This is a genomic window from Micromonospora sp. NPDC005252 (assembly GCF_042872475.1).
GTDB lineage: Bacteria > Actinomycetota > Actinomycetes > Mycobacteriales > Micromonosporaceae > Micromonospora.
The window spans coordinates 267495-287308 of record NZ_JBIAKN010000003.1 but is presented as its reverse complement, the minus strand read 5'-3'; the positions used below and the strand labels follow the sequence as shown (position 1 = coordinate 287308).

Sequence of the window (19814 nt, the reverse complement as noted above, 5' to 3'; positions counted from 1 at the left end):
TTGTAACGTCTGCCACACGTTTCAGCCACGGCGTGACACACCCCCTGTCACGCCGCCAGAAAGAGGTGGGCCCATGGGACTCCGTCCCAACCTGCTGACCCGGCGTGCCGCCGGTGTCGCGTCGACGACCCTCGCGCTGCTGCTCAGCACCGCTGCGGTGGGCGTCGTTCCGGCTGCTTCGGCCTTCTCCGCGGCGCCGGGCGGCGCCTGCGCGGAGCCGGCCGACAGCCACGCCAACGCTCGGGTGAAACCCGGCGCGGCGGCCACGCACGACCCGAACGAGCTGACCGCGAAGCAGGTCCGCGAACGCGACGCCGACCTCGCGGCGGCGTTGCGCGAGCGCGCCAACTTCCGGGCCGGCGCCGGCGCCACGACGCTGGCCACCGTCACCATCCCGGTGGTGGTGCACGTGATCCAGGAGAACAGCACCCGGGCCGGCGGCAACATCCCGGACTCGATGATCACTTCGCAGATCAGCGTGCTCAACCAGGCCTACGCGGGCGGAACCGGCGGCGCTGCCACCGCCTTCGCCTTCCGGCTCGACAAGATCAACCGGGTGACGAACCCGTCCTGGTACCCGATCGTCAACGGCTCGTCGGCGGAGCGGTCGATGAAGTCGTCGCTGCGGGTGGGCGGCAAGAACACGCTCAACATCTACCTCGGCGAGCTGAGCGGCGGCCTGCTCGGCTGGGCGACCTTCCCGCAGCAGAACCTCAGCACCATGGACGGCGTGGTCGTGCTGAACGAGTCCCTGCCGGGCGGCACCGCCACCAACTACAACCAGGGCGACACCGGCACCCACGAGATCGGTCACTGGCTGAACCTCTACCACACCTTCCAGGGTGGCTGCGGCGGCTCCGGTGACAGCGTCAGCGACACCCCGGCCGAGGCGTCGCCGGCGTACGAGTGCCCGACCGGGCGGAACACCTGCTCGGCGACCGGCCTGGACCCGATCACCAACTTCATGGACTACACCTACGACTCGTGCATGTACCAGTTCACCCCGGGGCAGGCGAGCCGCATGCTGACCGCGTGGAACGCGTACCGCGCGGCGTAGCTCTCCTCGCGTACACCTGGTGCCGGCTCCGTCACGACGGAGCCGGCACCGGCGTTTTTTTGGACAGCAGGGCCGTGGTCAGGCGGCCGTGCACTGGACGTCACGGCTGCGGCGGGTCGGGCGCGTCTGCGGTACGGCGAGAGGCGCGGCCGTTGCGGGCGGGGCTTGCGGGTCCAGCCAGACCCGCACGGCCGGGCGGCTCGGGGTGACACCCGGAACGCCTGCGGCGTGCTGCTCGCGACGGGTCAACATCGCCACGTCGACGGTGAACTCGAACAGCCGCCAGTCGACCTGCGGCTCGGCCCGGGCGCTCTGCGCCAGTCGGGCCACCTGGACCGGGTCGGTGACCGGCCAGGCGTGGCCCGCCACGTACGCCTCGTCGTCGCTCTCCTCCGGAGGGAACGAGTGCAGCGCGTAGCGGCCGTCCCGTTCGAGGTCACGGCGCTTCGGCGAGTCGATGATGAAGCAGAAGAGACCCTCGTCGGTGATGACCGGGGAGACCGGATGGACCCGGGGCCCGCCGTCGGCGCGGACCGTGGCCAGGTAGCCGAAGCCCGGCCCGTACTGCTGCAGGAGAACGCGGATCCCGTCGGCGAGGCGGGGCTCGTCGGCGGCGAATTCGGACCAGGAAGCCATGCCGACATTCTATCGAACAAATGTACGAGCAGCGACCTCGACGCGCTGGTCACCGGCACCGAATCCGGCCGGTCCGGCCAACGCGGCTATGGTGGTCCGATGCTGCTCTCCGACCGTGACCTGGTCTCCGAGATCAAGGCCGGCACGCTGGGCCTGGAACCGTTCGAGCCCACCCTGGTCCAACCGTCCAGCATCGACGTACGACTCGACCGGCTGTTCCGGGTGTTCAACAACCATCTCTACACCCACATCGACCCGGCCATGCAGCAGGACGACCTGACATCGGTGGTCGAGGTGCCCGACGGCGAGCCGTTCGTGCTGCACCCGGGGGAGTTCGTGCTCGCCTCGACGCTGGAGGTGATCTCGCTCGGCGACCAGCTCGCCGGCCGGCTGGAGGGAAAGAGCTCACTGGGCCGCCTCGGCCTGCTCACCCACTCCACCGCCGGGTTCATCGACCCGGGCTTCTCCGGTCACGTGACGCTGGAGCTGTCCAACGTGGCGAACCTCCCGATCACCCTCTGGCCGGGCATGAAGATCGGCCAGCTCTGCATCTTCCGGCTCTCCTCGCCGGCCGAGCACCCGTACGGCTCGGTGGTCTACGGCTCGCGCTACCAGGGTCAGCGGGGGCCGACGCCGAGCCGCTCCTGGCAGAACTGGCGTGCCTGGCCGACGCGATAGATAGCGGACGACGAGGGCCCGCCGCGACGAGATCGCGACGGGCCCTGCTGCGTCCCGCGTTGGTCAGCCGGGACGGCCGTAGCTGTGGATCGGCCCGTCGTCGACCTTCTTCATCTTGATCGGCTGACCGGCCTGGGAGGCGTGCACCACCCAGCCGTTGCCGACGTACATGCCGACGTGGTGGATGTCGCTGTAGTAGAAGACCAGGTCGCCGGGGCGCAGATCGCCCCTGCTGACATTCTTGGTCACCCGGCTCTGCGCGGCGGCGTTGTGCGGCAGCGACACACCGGCCTTCGCCCACGCGGCGAGCATCAGCCCGGAACAGTCGTACGAGTTCGGACCCTCGGCACCCCACACGTACGGCTTGCCGATCTGGGCACAGGCGAACTTGACCGCCGTGCCCGCGCCGCCGCCGGGGTAGCTGGCCGGGCACGGCGCCGGACGCAGCGGACCGCCGCCACCGCTGCCGTACACCTTGAGGCGCAGCTTCTGCAGCCGGTCGATCTCGTCGTTGATCTGCTTCTTCTTCGCCGCCAGCTGCGCTTCGGTCCGGGTCAGCTGGGCCACCATCTCGTCCAGCGGCGCCTTCTGCCGGGCCAGCTCGTCGCGGAGATCGGCGACCTGCCGGACGTCCTCCTGCTGGTTGTGGGCGAACCGGTCGAGCATCTCGAGCTGCCCGACCACCTCGCCGGGCGACCGGCTGCCGAGCATCGTGTTCACGGTCGACAGGTTCTCGCCCATGTACGCGCGCACGGCCAGCGCGCTGACCTTGTTCATCGCGGCGTCGACCTGGCGCTCCAGGGGCGCGATGCGGGCGGCGAGCGCGTCGGCCTGCCTGCGCTTCACGGCCAGGTCCGCGCGGGTGGCGTTGTGCCGTTCGATGACCGGTTCGAGCTTGTTCCAGTCGGCGTCGATCTGGCGCTCGATCTCGGCGACGGACGGATCCGCGTGCGCCGCCGTGGCGCTGCCCGTCAGGACGACGGCTACGCCGACCACTGCGGCGAGGGCGGTGGTGAAGCGGGACCAGCGTGGACGCGGCACTGTCGACGTCGGGTCGGCCGAGGCCGACCGTTCGGACGACGGCCGCGGGGCATGGAGGGCCACCGGGGTTCCGTACTCCTTCTTCCTGACCGCCTACCGGGTTAGCTGACGGGTTCGGGCGGGAAGTTGGCGCCCTACCGCATTGGCTGCGGATTCACCCCGGGGGAACCTGGGTCCCCGGCTCGCTCGCAAGCGACTCGGCGGTGTCGGTCCGTTACCGCCCGGGATGGGCAGACCTGCTACCGGGCCGACAAATGACCAGAGTAGAGACGGCCGTTACCGATCCGCAACCCGTGCGGCCGTGACACTCCGTACCGATTGGAGGGGGTCACCGAGCGTGCGTGAAGGTTTCTTTCGATGCAGTTTGATATATGGAAAGGTATTGACGCGGACTCCCGACCGGCGCGAAGGTGACCACACCGTTACCAGTCAAATCTAGGGGGTTCGATGGAACGTCCAACCCTGTCCGCCGGCCGGCGCGCATCGCTCGCGGTCGCCGTGGTCATCGCCACGGCCGCCGTACCGCTGAGCGCCGGCCCCGCCTCCGCCGCACCGGCCGCCGACCGTCAGCAGCAGTACGCCGCCGCGTCGACCGAGTACGGCGTGCCGACCGCCGTGCTGCTCGGGGTCTCCTACCTGGAGTCCCGCTGGGACAGCAACGCCGGCACCCCGAGCACCAGCGGCGGCTACGGACCGATGCACCTGACCGATGCCCGCCACGTGGCCGCCCTACCCGCGCGCGGCCACCACGACGCCGGCACCGAGGATCCGCGCGGCGACGACTCCCGTGCCGTCCTGGCACCCGCGCCGGCCACGGATCCCGCGCCGCCCACGGCCGCGATGCAGACCGTCGACGCCGCCGCCGCGCTGACCGGCGCCGCCCCCGAGGCGCTGCGCAGCGACGCGACGACCAACATCCGGGGCGGGGCGGCGCTGCTGGCCGCGTACCAACGGGAGGTGGGCGCCCCGGTCGGCGCCGGCACCGACCCCGCCACCTGGTACGGCGCGGTGGCCCGCTACGCCGGCGCGGACAGCGCCGACGCCGCGGCGGCCTTCGCCGACGAGGTCTACACCACCATCGGCGACGGCGAGACCCGCGTGACCGACGACGGCCAGCGGGTCACGTTGCCGGCCCGCGCGGTCCAACCCCAGCGTTCCTGGCTGGACCGGCTGGGCCTACGACGACTCGCCCGCCCGGACGGCCTGGAGTGCCCGCGGACCGTCTCCTGTGAGTGGATCCCGGCACCCTACGAGGCGTTCGGCGACGGCGACTACGGCAACCACGATCTCTCCGACCGGCCCGCCCGGCAGAAGATCGAGTACATCGTCATCCACGACACCGAGGCGAGTTGGGCGACCACCCTGAAACTCGTCCAGGACCCGACCTACGTGAGCTGGCACTACTCGCTGCGCTCGGTGGACGGGCACATCGCCCAGCACGTCAAGACCAAGGACGTCGCCTGGCACGCCGGCAACTGGTACGTCAACGCGAAGTCGATCGGGCTGGAACACGAGGGCTTCGCCGCGCAGGGCACCTGGTACACCGAGGCGATGTACCGGACCTCGGCGAAGCTCGTCCGGCACCTCGCGCTGCGGTACGGCATCCCGCTGGACCGCCAGCACATCATCGGCCACGACAACGTGCCCGGCACCGTCGCGTCGACCGTGCGCGGGATGCACTGGGACCCGGGGCCCTACTGGGACTGGACGCACTACTTCGACCTGCTGCACGCACCGCGACTGGACACCGGCACCCCGGCCACCGGCCTGGTCCGGATCGACCCCGACTACGCGACCAACCAACCGGCGTTCACCGGGTGCGTCACCCCTGGAACACCCTGCGCGCCGCGCGGCTCCTCGTCGGTGGTGCTGCACACCGCGCCGTCCACGGACGCGCCGCTGGTCAACGACATCGCGCTCCGCCCGGACGGCACCCCGAACACGATGGACGTGTCGGACCACGGGGCGCGGGCCTCCGCCGGCCAGACGTACGCGTTGGCCGGCCGGCAGGGCGACTGGACGGCCATCTGGTACCTCGGGCAACGGGCCTGGTTCCACAACCCGGCGTCCGCGCCTACCGCCACCTGGACCGTCGGCGTGGTGGCCGTTCCGAAGCCGGGCCGGGCCACCATCCCCGTGTACGGGCGGGCGTACCCGGAACAGGCGGCCTACCCGGCCGGCGTGCCCTACCAGGCGATCTCACCGCTGCAGTACACGCTGGCCGCCGGTCAGCGCTACGCCGTCGGCGCGGTGCTGGCCGGCGAGTACTACCGGGCCAGCACCTTCGACGGCTCCTCGCCCGGCGACTGGACGGTGATCCGGGGCAAGAACCGGTACGCGCAGATCCAGTTCGGCCACCGCATCATGTACGTCGACCTCGCCGACGTGCAGCTCCTGCCGTCCCCGGTGGGCGCACCCCGCTGACGAACGACATACGACGAGGGCCCCCGGTCATCCGACCGAGGGCCCTCGTGGCGTCCGCTGGATCAGCCGGGTCGGCGGAACCCGGCGATCGGCATGGTGGTGATGCTGGACACCTGCACCGGTTTGCCGGCACGAGGCGCGTGCACCATCTGGTTGTTACCCAGATAGAGCCCGACATGGCTCAGGCCGGAGAAGAAGAAGACCAGGTCACCGGGGCGGGCGTCGGCGCGCGACACGGCCTTGCCCTCGTTCCACTGGTCACCCGTGTGGTGGGTGAGGGAGATCCCGGCCGACTTGTACGCGTACTGGGTCAGGCCCGAGCAGTCGAACGAGTTCGGGCCGGTGGCGCCCCAGACGTACGGGTCGCCGACCTGCTGGCAGGCGGTCTTGATCGCCTTCTGAGCGGCCACGGCGAGCACACCGTTGATGGTCGGGCAGCCGACGGTCTTGACCGTGGTCTTGGGCATCGACGCCTCGAGCTTCTTGATCTCGGCGTCGATCTGCTTCTTCTTGGCCGCCAGCTCGTTCTGCTGCTTGGTCTGGGTGGCGATCAGCGCGTCGAGCTTCTGCTTCTCGCTGTCGTACTTGGCCCGCACGGCCAGCACGCCCTCGACCTGCTTGCGCTCCTGCGCGGCCAGCCGGTCCAGGAGGGTGAGCTGCTCGGTGAGGGTGTCCGGCTTGGCGCTGATCAGCAGCGCGCCGATCTCCTGCGACGGGCCCGACATGTAGTAGCGGGACGCGAGGTCACCGACCCGGTTGAGCGCCAACTCGCTCTGCAGGGCCAGCGGCTCGATCTTCTTCTGCAGGTCGGTCGACTTCTTCCGGTTGACCTTGAGCTGCGCCCGTACCTTGTTGTACTGCTCGATCGTGGGCTCCAACTGCTCCCACTTCTTGTCGATCTGCGCCTCGATCTCGTCGACCGTGGGCTCGGCCTGCGCCGGCACGGCGAGCATTCCGGCACCGACCGCAGCGGCGGCGACCAGCACAAGCAGACGATGGGCGACCCGGCGTAGACCGCCCGGCCGAGCGGACAGTCCCGGGGCGTGACGATGAGGGGGCATGGTTGCCACCGGCACCGACTCCTTTGCAACCGACCGCCGGGCGCCTCGCGTGAGGGAAGGGCCGAGGCAGACGACCCACAGCGGTCGGTGCCCCACATTAGGGAAGCGTTGGACCGGAATCAAGGCGAGCCGAGTCACCATCACTGTCACGCAACCGCTTGCACACCAAGGGTGTTGGTCAATTAACCAACGATTGCGGTCAATACATCGTCGAGCGTGACCACCCCGAGCGGACGCCGACCGTCGCTGACCAGCACCATGTGCCGCCGTTCGCGGCGCATGGCCAGCAGCAGATCGGCCAGCGTACGTTCCGGCGGCACCACCGCCAGCGGCCGGTAGACCTCCGCCGGCACCGGTGCCCGACGACCCTGCCCGGCGTACCCGAGCACGTCCTTGACGTGCACGAAGCCCAGTACGCGCCGGGTGGACCGCTGCACCACCGGGAACCGGGACCGGCCGGTCCGGGTCGCCAGCACCTCCAGCGACGCCGGGGAGACGTCCTCGGCCACCGTGACCACCGTCGACCACGGCTGCAACGCGTCCGCCGCGGTCCGGGTGTGCAGGGCCAGGGCCCCGGTGATGCGGGCGTGCTCCTCGGCGTCGAGCAGCCCCTCCGTACGCGCCTGCGACACCAGCCCGGCCAACTCCTCGGCGGTGAACACCGTCTTCACGGCCTCGGTCGCCTCGATCCGCCAGAACGCCAGCACCCGGCGGGCCGCCCACTTCATCGCCAGCAGCAACGGCTTGGTGGCCACGCAGAAGGCCAGCATGGCTGGGCCCAGCCAGAGGGCGGAGACCTCCGGACCGGCCAGCGTGATGTTCTTCGGCACCATCTCGCCGACCACCGTGTGCAGGAAGACGACGACGCCGAGCGCGAGCACGAACGCCACCGGGTGCACCGCGCGCTCGGGCAGGCCGACCGCGTGGAACGGCGACTCCAGCAGATGAGCCAGCGCCGGCTCGGCGATCGCGCCGAGGCCCAGCGAGCAGACCGTGATGCCGAGCTGCGCACCGGCGATCATCAGCGGGATCTGGTTCATCGCCGACAGCGCCCAGCGGGCCCGCTTCGAGCCGACCGCCAACGGTTCGATCACCGTCCGCCGGGACGCGATCAGCGCGAACTCGCTGCCCACGAAGAACCCGTTGCCGAGCAGCAGCAGCACGGTCACCAGCAGCTCAGTCATCGGTGTCCGGTTCCGCCGGGCGCAGCACCCGGACCTGCTCGATCCGGTGCCGCTCCACCTCCACCACGGTGAACTCCCAGCCGTCCGCGTCGACGGTCTCGCCGGCCAGCGGGATGTGCCCCAGTCGCGCCATCAGGAAGCCGGCCAGCGTCTCGTACGGCCCCTCGGGCAGCCGGAAGCCCGTCTGCTCGGCCAGCTCGTCGGAGCGCAGCACCCCGTCGACAAGCACCGTGCGCTCCCCGCCCGGCACGGTCAGCTCGACCGGCCCGGTGTCGTCCACACTGGCCGGATCGAACTCGTCGGCGATCTCCCCGACCAGCTCCTCGACCAGGTCCTCGATCGTCACCACGCCGTCCGTGCCGCCGTACTCGTCGACCACGATGGCCAGGTCAGCCCCGGCCGCCTTCAACGCCGCCAGCACGCCGTCCAGGTCCAGGCTCTCCGGCACGTACACCGGCTCCCGGGCCACCGACCCGACCATGGTCGACGCCCGCGCGGCCAGCGGCACGCCCAGCGCGTCCGGCACGCCGGCCACACCGGTGACCAGGTCCAGGGTCTCCTCGTACACCGGGAAGCGGGTCCGTCCGGTCCGCCGCGACTCTTCGAGCAGCTCGGCCACGGTGGCGGTGGCGCGCAGCGCGACCACGTCGACCCGCGGGGTCATCGCCTCGGCCGCCCGTTTGTCGCCGAACCGGATGGTGCGGCGCAGCAGCATCGCCGTGTCCGTGGGCAGCGCGCCCGCGCGGGCCGAGATGGCGGCCAGCAGGCCCAGCTCTTCCGGTGAGCGGGCGCTGGCCAGCTCCTCCTGCGGCTCCACGCCGAGCGCCCGGACCAGCCGGTTCGCCGAGCCGTTCAGGCCCCGGATCACCCAGCCGAACGTCCGGGAGAAGGTGTGCATCGGCCCGGCGGTGGCCAGCGCGGCGGGCATCGGTTGGGCCAGCGCCGCGTTCTTGGGCACCAGCTCGCCGAAGAGCATGGAGATGAGCGTGGCCAGGGCCAGCGCCAGGAACGGGGTGAAACGCTCGGTGCTCTCCCCGGCCACCGGGCGCAGCAGCGGGGTGAAGATCCGGGCCAGGGCGGGCTCGGCCAGGTAGCCGGTGAGCAGCGCGGTGATGGTGATGCCGAGCTGCGCTCCGGAGAGCTGGAAGGACAGCTCACGCAGCGCGGTGCGGACTGTCAGGGCGGCCTCGTCGCCGGCGGCGGCCCGGCGGTCGATCTCCGCCCGGTCCACCGTGACCAGGGCGAATTCGGCCGCGACGAAGAACGCGTTGCCGGCGGTCAGCGCAACGAAGCCGACCAGTGGCAGCAGCGTGGTCCAGAGCAGGCCGTCGATGTCGTCTCACCTCGACCGCGATTGTGCCACGCCGGGTGCGCGACGGCCGGGCCCCGGTCGGGCGCGGCGGCGGCACCCCGTGGGCGCCGCCGCCGTCCGATGATTTTCGCGGTACGCCTCAGCCGGCGACCGGCGCGGACTCCTTGTCGCCCCGCGGCTGCTCCGGCTTCACCGAGCGCAGCAGGACGCTCGCCACGTCGATCACCTCGACCTGTTCGCCGGCACCCTTGCCGTTGACCCCGTCGTTGAGCATCGTCGAGCAGAACGGGCAGCCGACGGCTACGGTCTTCGCCCCGGTGGCCATGGCCTCCTCGACCCGGTCCACGTTGATCCGCTTGCCGATCTTCTCTTCCATCCACATCCGGGCGCCGCCGGCGCCGCAGCAGAAGGAGCGCTCGCTGTTGCGCGGCATCTCGGTGATCTCACCCTCGATGGAGTCCCCGAGCACCTCGCGAGGGGCCGCGAAGATCCGGTTGTGCCGGCCCAGGTAGCAGGGGTCGTGGTAGGTCACGCCGCCGTCGACGGGCTGCACCGGCGTCAGCTTGCCGGTGGACACCAGGTGGGCCAGCAGCTGGGTGTGGTGGACCACCTCGAACTCGCCGCCGAGCTGGCCGTACTCGTTGCCCAGGGTGTTGAAGCAGTGCGGGCAGGTCGCCACGATCTTGCGCTTGGCCTTCTCCCGGCCCTCGAACGCCTCGTTCAGCGTCTCCACGTTCTGCTGGGCGAGCATCTGGAAGACGAACTCGTTGCCGATCCGTCGCGCCGGGTCGCCGGAGCAGGTCTCGCCCTCGCCGAGGATCGCGAACTTCACGCCGGCCTCGTTGAGCAGGGTGGCCACGGCGCGGGTGGTCTTCTTGGCCCGGTCCTCGAACGCGCCGGCGCAGCCGACCCAGAACAGGTACTCGAAGTCGTCCACCTCGCCGACCCGGGGCACCTCGAAGTCCAGGCCCTTGGTCCAGTCTTCGCGGGTGTTCTGCGGGGCGCCCCACGGGTTGCCCTTGTTCTCCAGGTTGCGCAGCATCACGCCGGCCTCGGAGGGGAAGCTCGACTCGATCAGCACCTGGTAACGGCGCATGTCGACGATGTGGTCGACGTGCTCGATGTCCACCGGGCACTGCTCGACGCAGGCGCCGCAGGTGGTGCAGGACCAGAGCACGTCCGGATCGATGACCCCGCCCTCCTCGGCGGTGCCGATCAACGGCTTGTCGGCCTCGGCCAGAGCCAGCACGTCCAGGTGCGCGAGCTGCGCCTGGGTGGCCTTCTCCTCGCCGGTCAGGTCCTTGCCGCCACCGGCCAGTAGGTAGGGCGCCTTGGCGTACGCGTGGTCGCGCAGGCTCAGCACGAGCAGCTTGGGCGACAGCGGCTTGCCGGTGTTCCAGGCCGGGCACTGCGACTGGCAGCGGCCGCACTCGGTGCAGGTGCTGAAGTCCAGCAGGCCCTTCCAGGTGAACTGCTCGACCTGGGCGACGCCGAACTGGTCCTTCTCCGGGTCGGCCTCCTCGAAGTCGAGCGGCTTGCCCTGGCTCATCATCGGGCGCAGCGCGCCGAGGCCGGAGCCGGCCGGCTTGGCCGGCTCACGCTTGAAGAAGATGTTGGGGAACGCCAGGAACCGGTGCCAGGCGACGCCCATGGTGACGTTCAGCGAGATGACGATCAGCCAGGTCATCGAGATAATGATCTTGATGAGCGCGGCGACGCTGGCGCCGTCCTGCCAGTCGGGCAGCACCGCGCCGACGGCGTGGCTGACCGGGGTGGCCCAGACCGGGTACTCGAAGTGGTCGGTGGCGACCTTGAAGCCCCGGATCACGAACCCGAAGATCAGGACCAGCAGCACGATCCACTCGACGAAGTAGCCCTGCCACATGGTCGAGCCGGTGAACCGGGAGCGACCGCCCGGGCGGGTGGGCCGGTTGCGCAGCCGGATCGCCATCAGCACCAGGATGCCGACCAGGCCCAGCACGCCGATGACCTCGGTGGCCAGGCCGAAGATCGTCCAGTGCCCGATGATCGGCAGCCCGCCGGTCGGGGTGACCACCTCGAAGTACGCCTCGAGCACCAGCAGTGACAGCACGACGAAGCCGACCATCACGAACCAGTGCGCGGCACCCACCACGCCCCACTTGAGCATGCGGGTGTGGCCGGCGGTCTCCACCAGCATCTTCTTCGTGCGGGCGCCCTTGTCGGTGAACCGCTCCGGAGCGGGTTGCCCCAGCCGGATGACGGCCGTCATCTTCATGACCGCGCGCACCGCCAGCCACACCGCCACGGCGGTGATGCCGGCCGCGAGGATCGTGGTGACGATCTGGACGCTGCCCATCGAGTTGGCCTCCCCGGTCTGCTGCCTGTCGAGCGGTTCAGCAACCGGGACCGGGGCAGGACGAAGCCAGCGTCGCGCCGCTGCCACACCTGCGACCGGACCGGTCGATGACCTCGCTCCGCTCGGTCATGCAGTGCAGCCTACGCGCAAGGTTACCCAGCAGTAACGTGAGTCATCTCGCAGTAGGCCACGCTGCCTGCGGACACCATAGGGTGCCCCGCCCGGTCCCGCCGGGCAGGGGCGTGGCGGGTGACCTGGATCCTTCGGCGCGGCGGCGCCCAGGCCAGGCCCAGCGTCAGCGGGAGAGGCTCAGCGCCAGCGCGAGAGCAGCACCAGCGACGCGACCATCGCGCCGAAGCCGACCGCGAGGTTCCAGTACTGCCACGAGGCGACCGGGTACTCCTGCTCGGAGAGGTAGTAGACGACCAGCCAGCCGATGCCCGCGACGATCAGGGCGACCGCGGTGATCGGCAGCCACACCGGGCTAGGCTTGCGCGACGCCGCCGTCGTCGTCGGACGGACGTCCGTCGGCGGGGTGTACACCTTCTTCTTGCGGACCTGAGACTTGGGCACGGCGCTCTCCAGAGGGGGTGACGACCTCGTCCGGCCTGACAACCGGACGCGGAGGCGACGGTTCATGGCCAATAATGTTCGACAGCTAGCGTAGTCCCGAACGGCCGCCTGGACCACGAATGGGGTCAGGCAGGTACATGGAGTGACCGAAAAGGGCGGGACTGTTCGCATCACCGGCCCGGCCGGTACGAACCGGTCCCCGACACGCGGAAGGAACGCTCGGTGGAGTACACATCCGGCGCCGCCTCCTGGCAAAAGGCCCTCCGACGGGCCGTCGCCGGGCTGCTGCCCCGGCGGCCACGCCAACGGCGACCAGGCTGGTCGATCGGGGTGCCCCTGATCGCCGCCGCAGCGGGGCTGCTCTTCACCACCACCGCGACCACGGCGGGCGGCACCGCTCTACGCGAGGACCGGCGGCCCCAGCTCAACCAGCTCATCGAGGAGCGCGAGCAGCAGGTCGAGGCGAGCGAACGCCGCGCTGCCACCCTGCGCGACGAGGTCCAGCAACGCACCGACACACTTGCCGGCTCGGACGCCCCAATCAAGGCCCAGCAGGCCCGGGCCCAGGGCAGCCTCAAGGCGGCCGGGTTCACCGCCGTCACCGGCACGGCCGTGACTGTCGAGCTGAACGACGCGCCCCAACACGACGACGAGGCCCACACCGACGCCACCAACGACGACCTGGTCGTGCACCAGGGCGACGTACAGGCCGTGGTCAACGCACTCTGGGCGGGTGGAGCGGAGGCCATGTCAATCATGAACGTCCGCGTGCTCGCAACCAGCGCGGTACGCTGCGTCGGTAACACCCTGCTGCTCCATGGGCGGGTGTACTCCCCACCGTTCAAGATCGTAGCAATCGGCGATCCCGCTGCCCTCCAGCAGGCCCTCGCCAGCTCTGAGGGAGTCCGGTTGTTCAAGGACGCAGTCGACGACTATCAACTCGGCTACAAGGAGTCCGTCTCCACGGTGACCATCAAGGCCTTCGAGGACTCGACCGCGCTGCGCTCGGCGACGGTGCCCAGGTGAGCAGCCCGGACGAACGCCGCGACGGGCGACACCGGGACCAGGCCGACGACCCGACCGCCTTCCTGCCCAAGGTCGACCGACCCGAGCCGACTCCGGAGCGGCCCGAGCCGACGCCGGGCCGGGCTCGGACCGGCAACTGGCCCGAGCCCGTGCTACCCGGCCGGCCACGGGCACCGCGTCCGGCGGAAGCTCCCGAGCCGCCGAGCGCCGCCGGCCCGCGCGCCGAGCACCCTGCCCCGCCCAGCGCCGGCCGACCGGACCCGCAGCGCGCTCCACACCACCCGAGCCCGGCGGCACCGCCGCCCTGGCCGGGTGCCGCAGCGCCCGGCTCGTCTCCACGCGGCGGGTCCGGCCAGCCCCCCGCCGCCGCTCCCGGCCGACCGACCGCGTCCCCCGCGCAGGGGCCGGTCCGGCCGGCCGCCCCGGGCAACGACCACGCGCGCGGCCCAGCCCCCGGCACCGCGCCGACCCGCCCGGCGACCGCCGGCGGCCCGTCCGGCGCCTCGACTCCTCCGAGCGGCGCGACCCAGTCCGGCGGCGATGCGCCGACCGCGTTCATCCCGAAGGTTGGCGCGGGTCCCGCACGCCCGACCAGCGCGGCGGGTGCCCCGGTCTCTCCAGCCGGGCCGGGCCGCCCCGCCGACCCGAACGCCACAGCCCTCATCCCCGCCGTACCGTCCGGTCCGGCAACCCGGCCTCCGGCCATGGACGCCACGGCGCTGATGGGCGCCGTCCCCCGTACGTCGACGCCGGATGAGCCGGCCAGCGCGGACGACAGCGCCGGCGAGCCTCCCCGACCCCGTCGGGGCGAGCAGGTGGTCCAACTCCGGCCGCACCAGACCGGCGAGGGCTACAAGAGCGTCTACTCGGAGCTCACCCGCCCGTCGTTGGGCTCCCGGCTGCGGACCGGCATCCGGGTCACCGGCGAGGTGCTGATCACCTTCGGCCTGGTCGTGCTGCTCTTCGCCGGCTACGAGGTGTGGGGCAAGTCGGCCATCGTCGACGCCCACCAGAACGACCTCAACAGCCAACTCGCCCAGGAATGGGGCGGCGCGACCGACGACCCCACGGTCGCCCCGTCGGCCACCCCGAGCGTCAAGCCGTCCCCGCCGGTGCACGGCAAGCCGATCGCGGGCCTCTACATCCCCAAGCTCGACAAGAACTGGGTGGTGGTCGAGGGCGTCACGCAGCAAGACATCCGATACGCCCCGGGTCACTACCCGACCAGCGCACTGCCTGGTCAGGTCGGCAACTTCTCCGTGGCGGGTCACCGCAACCGGGCCACCTTCTGGCGGTTGGACGAGCTGGACGAGGGCGACGCGATCGTGGTCGAGGGCAAGACCGACTGGTACATCTACCGGGTGGCGCGGACCCGCATCGTGAAGCCCACGCAGGTCGAGGTGGTGGCCCCGGTGCCCGGCGAACCGAACAAGAAGCCGACCAAGCGGATGCTCACGCTGACCACCTGCAATCCCAAGTTCGACAACTACCAGCGCCTGATCATCCACGCCGAGCTGGACCGGACACAGCCCAAGTCGGCGGGCCGCCCGACGGAGCTGGGAGGCTGACCCGATGTACGCCTTCATCTGGCGTAAGCTCCCGTTCGGCCTGGCCGGCAAGCTGGTCGGTTCGGTGCTGCTCGCGGCCGCCACGGTGGCCCTGCTCTGGTACGTGGCCTTCCCGTGGGCCGAGCCGCTGCTGCCCTTCGACGACGTGCAGGTCACCCAGGACTCCGGCGTTCCGGGGGAGCCGGGCGGCGGAGACGCGGTGACCGGGGAGACTCCGGCCGGTGACGAGCACGAGCTGCCGTACGACACCGACCAGAACAATCCCGCGCCGTCCACTCCGAGCAGGTGACCATGCGCGTCCTGGTGATCGACAACTACGACTCGTTCGTCTTCAACCTGGTGCAGTACCTGGGCCAGCTCGGCGTGGACTGCGACGTCCGCCGCAACGATGAGATCGACGTCGCCGAGGTCGGCCGGGTGGGCGCAGCCGGCATCCTGCTCTCACCAGGGCCGGGCAGCCCCGACCGGGCCGGCATCTGCCTGGACGTCATCCGCAAGTACGCGGGCGAGCTGCCGATCTTCGGCGTCTGCCTCGGCCACCAGGCCATCGGCGAGGCGTTCGGGGCGACCGTGACCCGGGCCCCCGAGTTGCTGCACGGCAAGACCTCCGAGGTGCGGCACCACTCGGTCGGCGTGCTCGCCGGCCTACCCGACCCCTTCACCGCCACCCGCTACCACTCGCTCGCCGTGCTCCCCGAGACGCTGCCCGACGAGCTGGAGGTCACCGGCTGGACCGGCTCCGGTGTGGTGATGGCGATGCGGCACCGGACGCTGCCCATCGAGGGCGTGCAGTTCCACCCGGAGTCGGTGCTCACTGAGGGCGGTCACCTGATGCTCGCCAACTGGCTGGCCGGTTGCGGTCACCCGGAGGCGCTGGAGCGTGCCCCGGCGCTGGCCGCCGAGGTGGACGCCCGCCGCCGGGCCGCCTTCGCCGCCGCGTAGACCGGCACCGGCCGGTCAGCTTCGCAGGGCGTCCCGCACGGCGGGGCTCACCGACGACCGGACCGCGGGCGGCCGGCCCCGGAACGCGTCCCAGGCCGCCTTGCCGCTGGCGAAGTAGTCGCGAACGGCCTTGCGGACGAGCAGGCCGGGCCCGCAACCATCGCATCGAGCGGTGACCCCGTCGACATTGAGGCCGAGGTGCCGACAGAGCGTGACCGCCCGGGACAGGTGATAGGACTGCGTCACGACCAGAGCCCGCTGGACGCCGTACACGTCTCTCGCGCGGGCGCAGCTGTCGTACGTGTCCAGGCCGAACGGGTCCGCCACCACCCGCCGGGGATCCACGCCGAGCTTCTCGGTCAGATACGCGGTCATCACCGTCGGCTCGTCGCCGGACGTGCCACCCCCGTCACCGGAGACCAGCACGACCCGGGCCCGCCCGGTACGCACCAGCTCGGCGGCGGTCTCCAGGCGGCCGACGAGCCGTTCGCCCGGCTGCCGCCCGTCAGCCGTCACCGCCGTACCCAGGACGATCACGACGTCGGCGGCGGGAGCGTCCGCTTCGCCGTAGGTGTGCCCGCGCGCTCCGAACGTCGTCCACAGCCACGGGACGCTGCTCAGGACAAGCACGACCACGCCCAGGGCAACCCCGCGCAGCAGATGCCGACGCCACCGGCCCGTCCTCGGACGATCGACGGCGGAGCCCGGCCGGAGGCTCCGCACCCAGGCGGGGACGGCTACTCCTCGGGAAGTCGGACCGGCGGCGGGAAGATCGGCTGGCCGGAGCCACCACCGATGCCCGGCGTCGTTGGCGTGCCGCTCGGTGTGGGCGTCGGCGTCACCGACGGACTGGGCGTCTCCTCCACGACCTCCGGCTGGCTCACCTTGATGGTCACCCTGGTGCCGCTCGGCTTCTTCTCCTTGCCGTTCGGGCTCTGGTCGGTGACCTTGCCGGCCTGGGCCGCCGGCACATCGGGGCCATCCTGGACGTTCACCACGAAGCCGGCGTTGCGCAGGGTGCGGGTGGCCTCGTCCTCGCTCAGCCCGACGACGTCCGGCACCTCACGGACATTGCCCTTCGACACCTCGAGGGTCACCTTCGTGCCCTCGGGGACCTTCTGACCCTCCGGCGGGTTGACCTTGACGACGATGCCCTCGCTCTCCGGGCTGTCGACCGGCTTGACCGTGTAGTCGAGCTTCGCCTCCTCGAGGCGGGCGACGGCGCTCTCCTCCTTGCTGCCCTTGAGGCCGGTCGGGACGGCCACCTCGGGCTTGCCGCCGCAGAGCTGAATGGTGACCGTGCTGGCCTCCTTCAGTCGAGCGTTCGGCTGCGGGTTCTGGCCGACCACCGTGCCCTCGGCGCAGGTGCTGTTCAGAACCGGCTCGCCGACCACCGGATTGAGGCCGGCTCTGGTGATGTCGGTGAACGCGGCGTCCCGTGTCTTTCCGGCGAGGGTGGGCACCGACTTCAGGTCCTTGTCCTGCTGCTGACTCCACAGCAGGGCGGCGACCAGGGCGATCACCGCCAGCACGCCGACCGCGCTGAACAGGGCGATCAGCCAGGAGGACGCCTTGCGCTGGCGCGGATCGCCGACCCGGGCCGGGATCTGCCGGGTCTGCGGCCCGGTGGCGGCGGGCGGGTAGCCGCCACCGCCGCCGGCCGGGGCCATCGCCACCGTCTCGGCCTCGCGCAGCACCGGAGTGGCCAGCACCGGCCGGCCGGCGGCGGCGCGCAGCAGGTCGGCCCGCATCTCGCCGGCGCTCTGGTAGCGGTTGAGCGGGTTCTTGGACAGCGCCTTGAGCACGATCGCGTCGACCGCCGGGGTGACGTCCGGGTTGATGTCGCTCGGCGTCGGCGGAGTCTCCCGCACGTGCTGGTACGCGACGCTTACCGGGCTGTCCCCGACGAACGGCGGGTGCCCGCAGACCAGCTCGAACAGGACGCAGCCGGCCGCGTACACATCGGAGCGGGCGTCCACGGCCTCACCGCGCGCCTGCTCCGGTGACAGGTACTGGGCCGTGCCGATCACCGCGCTGGTCTGCGTCATGGTGGTCGCGCCGCTGGCCAGCGCCCGGGCGATGCCGAAGTCCATCACCTTGACCTGGCCGGTCTGGGTGAGCATGACGTTGCCCGGCTTGATGTCCCGGTGAATGATGCCGTGCCGGTGGCTGAACTCCAGCGCCGCGCACATGTCGGCGCAGATCTCCAGCGCACGGCGGGGCTGCAACCGGCCCTCGGCCCCGAGGACCTCCTTCAACGTCCGCCCGTTGACGAACTCCATGACGATGAAGGGCAGCGTCTCGCCGGTCGGCGCGGTCTCCTCGCCGGTGTCGTAGACCGCCACGATCGCCGGGTGGTTGAGCGATGCGGCGTTCTGCGCCTCCCGGCGGAACCGCATCTGGAACGTCGCGTCCCGGGCGAGGTCGGTGCGGAGCATCTTGATCGCGACGTCCCGACCGAGCCGGAGGTCGCGACCGCGGTGCACCTCGGCCATGCCGCCATAGCCGAGCAGCTCGCCGACCTGGTACCTGCCACCGAGCAGGCGGGCCTGCGCTGTCATCGCGTCTGTCGTCCTTCGCTCGTCGTCGTCCCGCCGTCACCCGGCCGGAGTCGTACCTCACGACGGTACGACGTCCGGGTCGCATCGTCGCGTCCGTCGAGCCGCAGCGCGCCGGACGTCACGGTCTGTGAAGCCGACGCCCCGGACGCACCGGTCTGCGACTGCTTCCGCAGGTTGTAGGAAATCACGCCGGAGCAGAGCAGGACCAGTAAGGCCAGCAGGATGGCGAGGAGCACCATCCCGGGCCGGGACCGACGCGGCTCGGGCGCCGGCAGCCCCGGGACGGCCTGCCGGGCGTACGCCGGTGGCTGTTCCTGCCGGGTCTGTGCCGGCGGCACCGCCGCGGCGCCGCGCGGGTAGCCGGCCGGGGCGACCGGCGGACGCGCGTGCGGTACGGCCGGTGCGACAGCTGTGGGGCGGGGCTGCTGGGCCGGCGCGACAGTCGTCGGGCGCTGCCCGACGGGAGGCTGCCGGTGCGGGGCGTTCGGCGGGCGGAGCTGCTGCGACTGCGGCACCTGGGCCCGGCCGGGCGCGGCGGGTGAGGACGGCGCACCGGAGACCGGGCCGGTGTGACCGCCGGCCCGGGCCTGCTGGGACAGCGCGGCCTTGAGCTGGCGGGCGACTCCGGCGAGCGCGGCGGCGCTCGGCCAGCGGGCGGCCGGATCCTTGGCCAGCGCCCGTTCCACCACCGCGCGGACCTGCGGCGGGATGTCGGACGGCAGCGGCCGGGGCGTCTCCCGAACGTGCCGCATGGCGATGTCGAGCGGGTTGTCGCCCTCGAACGGTCGCCGCCCGGCGAGGCACTGGTAGGCGACCACGCCGAGCGCGTACACGTCGGACGCCGGGGTGGCCACCTGACCGGTGGCCTGCTCGGGAGAGATGTACGAGGCGGTGCCGAGCACCGAGCCGGCGGCGGTGAGCTGGCCGACGATGTCGGAGCGGGCGATGCCGAAGTCGGTCAGCACCAGCGTGCCGTTCGGCCGGACCAGCAGGTTGCCCGGCTTCACGTCGCGGTGCACGATGCCCTTCTCGTGCGCGGCGTGCAACGCGTCGGCGGCCTGCGCGACAAGCGCCATCGTCCGGGCCGGGGTGAGTCGACCGACCCGGCTCAGCGTGGACGACAGGGCGTCGCCCTCGACGTACTCCATGACCAGGAAGGCGATCTGCTGGTCGTTGCCGAAGTCGTAGACGTCCACCACGCCGGGGTGGTTGATGGTCGCCATGGTCCGCGCCTCGCCCCGGAACCGCTCGGCGAAGTCGGGGTCGTCGAGCAGCGCGGGGAGCAGGCTCTTGACCGCTACCGTCCGGCCGAGCACCTGGTCGGTGCCGCGCCAGACGTCACCCATGCCGCCGCTGGCGATCCGCTCGTCGAGGCGGTAGCGGTTGCCGAGCTGGACGCCGGGGCTGAGCATG

17 protein-coding genes and 1 riboswitch are annotated in these 19814 nt (G+C 71.4%); of the genes, 7 read left to right on the top strand and 10 right to left on the bottom strand.

The annotated features are described in order from the left end of the window. Positions 1–73: 73 nt before the first annotated feature. Positions 74–1057 carry a zinc metalloprotease gene (locus ACFYPH_RS10885; protein WP_354854971.1) on the top strand — a complete coding sequence of 328 codons (984 nt, stop codon included), beginning with the start codon at positions 74–76 and terminating at the stop codon, positions 1055–1057. A gap of 78 nt (positions 1058–1135) precedes the next feature. On the opposite strand, the gene ACFYPH_RS10880 is transcribed toward ACFYPH_RS10885, so the two are convergent. Further along, positions 1136–1693 carry a pyridoxamine 5'-phosphate oxidase family protein gene (locus tag ACFYPH_RS10880; RefSeq protein WP_387180915.1) on the bottom strand — a complete coding sequence of 186 codons (558 nt, stop codon included), beginning with the start codon at positions 1691–1693 and terminating at the stop codon, positions 1136–1138. A 99-nt stretch (positions 1694–1792) separates the two neighbouring features. On the opposite strand from ACFYPH_RS10880, the gene dcd reads away from it, so the two are divergent. After that, positions 1793–2371 carry a dCTP deaminase gene (gene dcd / locus ACFYPH_RS10875; RefSeq protein WP_266247661.1) on the top strand — a complete coding sequence of 193 codons (579 nt, stop codon included), beginning with the start codon at positions 1793–1795 and terminating at the stop codon, positions 2369–2371. 63 nt (positions 2372–2434) lie between these two features. Here the strand turns inward: dcd and ACFYPH_RS10870 are convergent, their stop codons facing one another. Further along, a complete protein-coding gene (locus ACFYPH_RS10870; RefSeq protein ID WP_355134006.1) occupies positions 2435–3475 on the bottom strand; it encodes an NlpC/P60 family protein in 1041 nt (346 codons plus the stop codon). Between the two features lie 13 nt (positions 3476–3488). After that, positions 3489–3625: riboswitch (cyclic di-AMP (ydaO/yuaA leader) on the bottom strand. A gap of 234 nt (positions 3626–3859) precedes the next feature. On the opposite strand from ACFYPH_RS10870, the gene ACFYPH_RS10865 reads away from it, so the two are divergent. After that, on the top strand, positions 3860–5836 hold the full coding sequence (locus ACFYPH_RS10865) for an N-acetylmuramoyl-L-alanine amidase (RefSeq protein WP_387180911.1): 1977 nt from the start codon (positions 3860–3862) through the stop codon (positions 5834–5836). A gap of 62 nt (positions 5837–5898) precedes the next feature. Here ACFYPH_RS10865 and ACFYPH_RS10860 read toward each other — a convergent pair whose 3' ends face one another. From ACFYPH_RS10860 to ACFYPH_RS10840, 5 genes are all read right to left on the bottom strand, one after another. After that, entirely contained in the window at positions 5899–6912 is a 1014-nt protein-coding gene (locus ACFYPH_RS10860; RefSeq protein ID WP_354854964.1) for an NlpC/P60 family protein, read from the bottom strand. A gap of 167 nt (positions 6913–7079) precedes the next feature. Continuing rightward, the gene (locus ACFYPH_RS10855; RefSeq protein WP_355063264.1) at positions 7080–8081 is read right to left on the bottom strand and encodes a hemolysin family protein; all 1002 of its coding nucleotides are present in this window, start codon (positions 8079–8081) and stop codon (positions 7080–7082) included. Continuing rightward, positions 8074–9387 (bottom strand): hemolysin family protein, encoded by a 1314-nt coding sequence (locus ACFYPH_RS10850; protein WP_387181469.1) that lies wholly within the window; start codon positions 9385–9387, stop codon positions 8074–8076. Before ACFYPH_RS10850 ends, ACFYPH_RS10855 begins: the two co-directional genes overlap by 8 nt. Before the next feature lie 145 nt (positions 9388–9532). Beyond that, positions 9533–11731 carry a (Fe-S)-binding protein gene (locus ACFYPH_RS10845; RefSeq protein WP_387180907.1) on the bottom strand — a complete coding sequence of 733 codons (2199 nt, stop codon included), beginning with the start codon at positions 11729–11731 and terminating at the stop codon, positions 9533–9535. Between the two features lie 309 nt (positions 11732–12040). Further along, on the bottom strand, positions 12041–12304 hold the full coding sequence (locus ACFYPH_RS10840; protein ID WP_007454145.1) for a cell division protein CrgA: 264 nt from the start codon (positions 12302–12304) through the stop codon (positions 12041–12043). Positions 12305–12526: 222 nt separating this feature from the next. Here ACFYPH_RS10840 and ACFYPH_RS10835 point away from each other — a divergent pair, with 222 nt between their 5' ends. Genes ACFYPH_RS10835 through ACFYPH_RS10820 form a run of 4 tightly spaced genes read left to right on the top strand, consistent with a single transcriptional unit; the run spans position 12527 to position 15840 of the window. Continuing rightward, positions 12527–13330 (top strand): DUF881 domain-containing protein, encoded by an 804-nt coding sequence (locus ACFYPH_RS10835; protein WP_354854958.1) that lies wholly within the window; start codon positions 12527–12529, stop codon positions 13328–13330. Further along, entirely contained in the window at positions 13327–14898 is a 1572-nt protein-coding gene (locus ACFYPH_RS10830; RefSeq protein WP_363936510.1) for a class E sortase, read from the top strand. Before ACFYPH_RS10835 ends, ACFYPH_RS10830 begins: the two co-directional genes overlap by 4 nt. Positions 14899–14902: 4 nt before the next feature. Then, positions 14903–15187: a hypothetical protein gene (locus tag ACFYPH_RS10825; RefSeq protein WP_354854954.1), complete on the top strand. Its 285-nt coding sequence runs from the start codon at positions 14903–14905 to the stop codon at positions 15185–15187. Positions 15188–15189: 2 nt separating this feature from the next. Continuing rightward, the gene (locus ACFYPH_RS10820; RefSeq protein ID WP_387180903.1) at positions 15190–15840 is read left to right on the top strand and encodes an aminodeoxychorismate/anthranilate synthase component II; all 651 of its coding nucleotides are present in this window, start codon (positions 15190–15192) and stop codon (positions 15838–15840) included. A 15-nt stretch (positions 15841–15855) separates the two neighbouring features. Here the strand turns inward: ACFYPH_RS10820 and ACFYPH_RS10815 are convergent, their stop codons facing one another. From ACFYPH_RS10815 to ACFYPH_RS10805, 3 genes are all read right to left on the bottom strand, one after another. Next, entirely contained in the window at positions 15856–16476 is a 621-nt protein-coding gene (locus ACFYPH_RS10815; RefSeq protein WP_355063270.1) for an ElyC/SanA/YdcF family protein, read from the bottom strand. 101 nt (positions 16477–16577) lie between these two features. Beyond that, positions 16578–18401 (bottom strand): Stk1 family PASTA domain-containing Ser/Thr kinase, encoded by a 1824-nt coding sequence (gene pknB, locus ACFYPH_RS10810; protein ID WP_355063272.1) that lies wholly within the window; start codon positions 18399–18401, stop codon positions 16578–16580. Further along, on the bottom strand, positions 18398–19813 hold the full coding sequence (locus ACFYPH_RS10805) for a protein kinase (protein WP_354854947.1): 1416 nt from the start codon (positions 19811–19813) through the stop codon (positions 18398–18400). The genes pknB and ACFYPH_RS10805 overlap by 4 nt, the downstream gene beginning before the upstream one ends. Between the last annotated feature and the right edge of the window lies 1 nt (position 19814).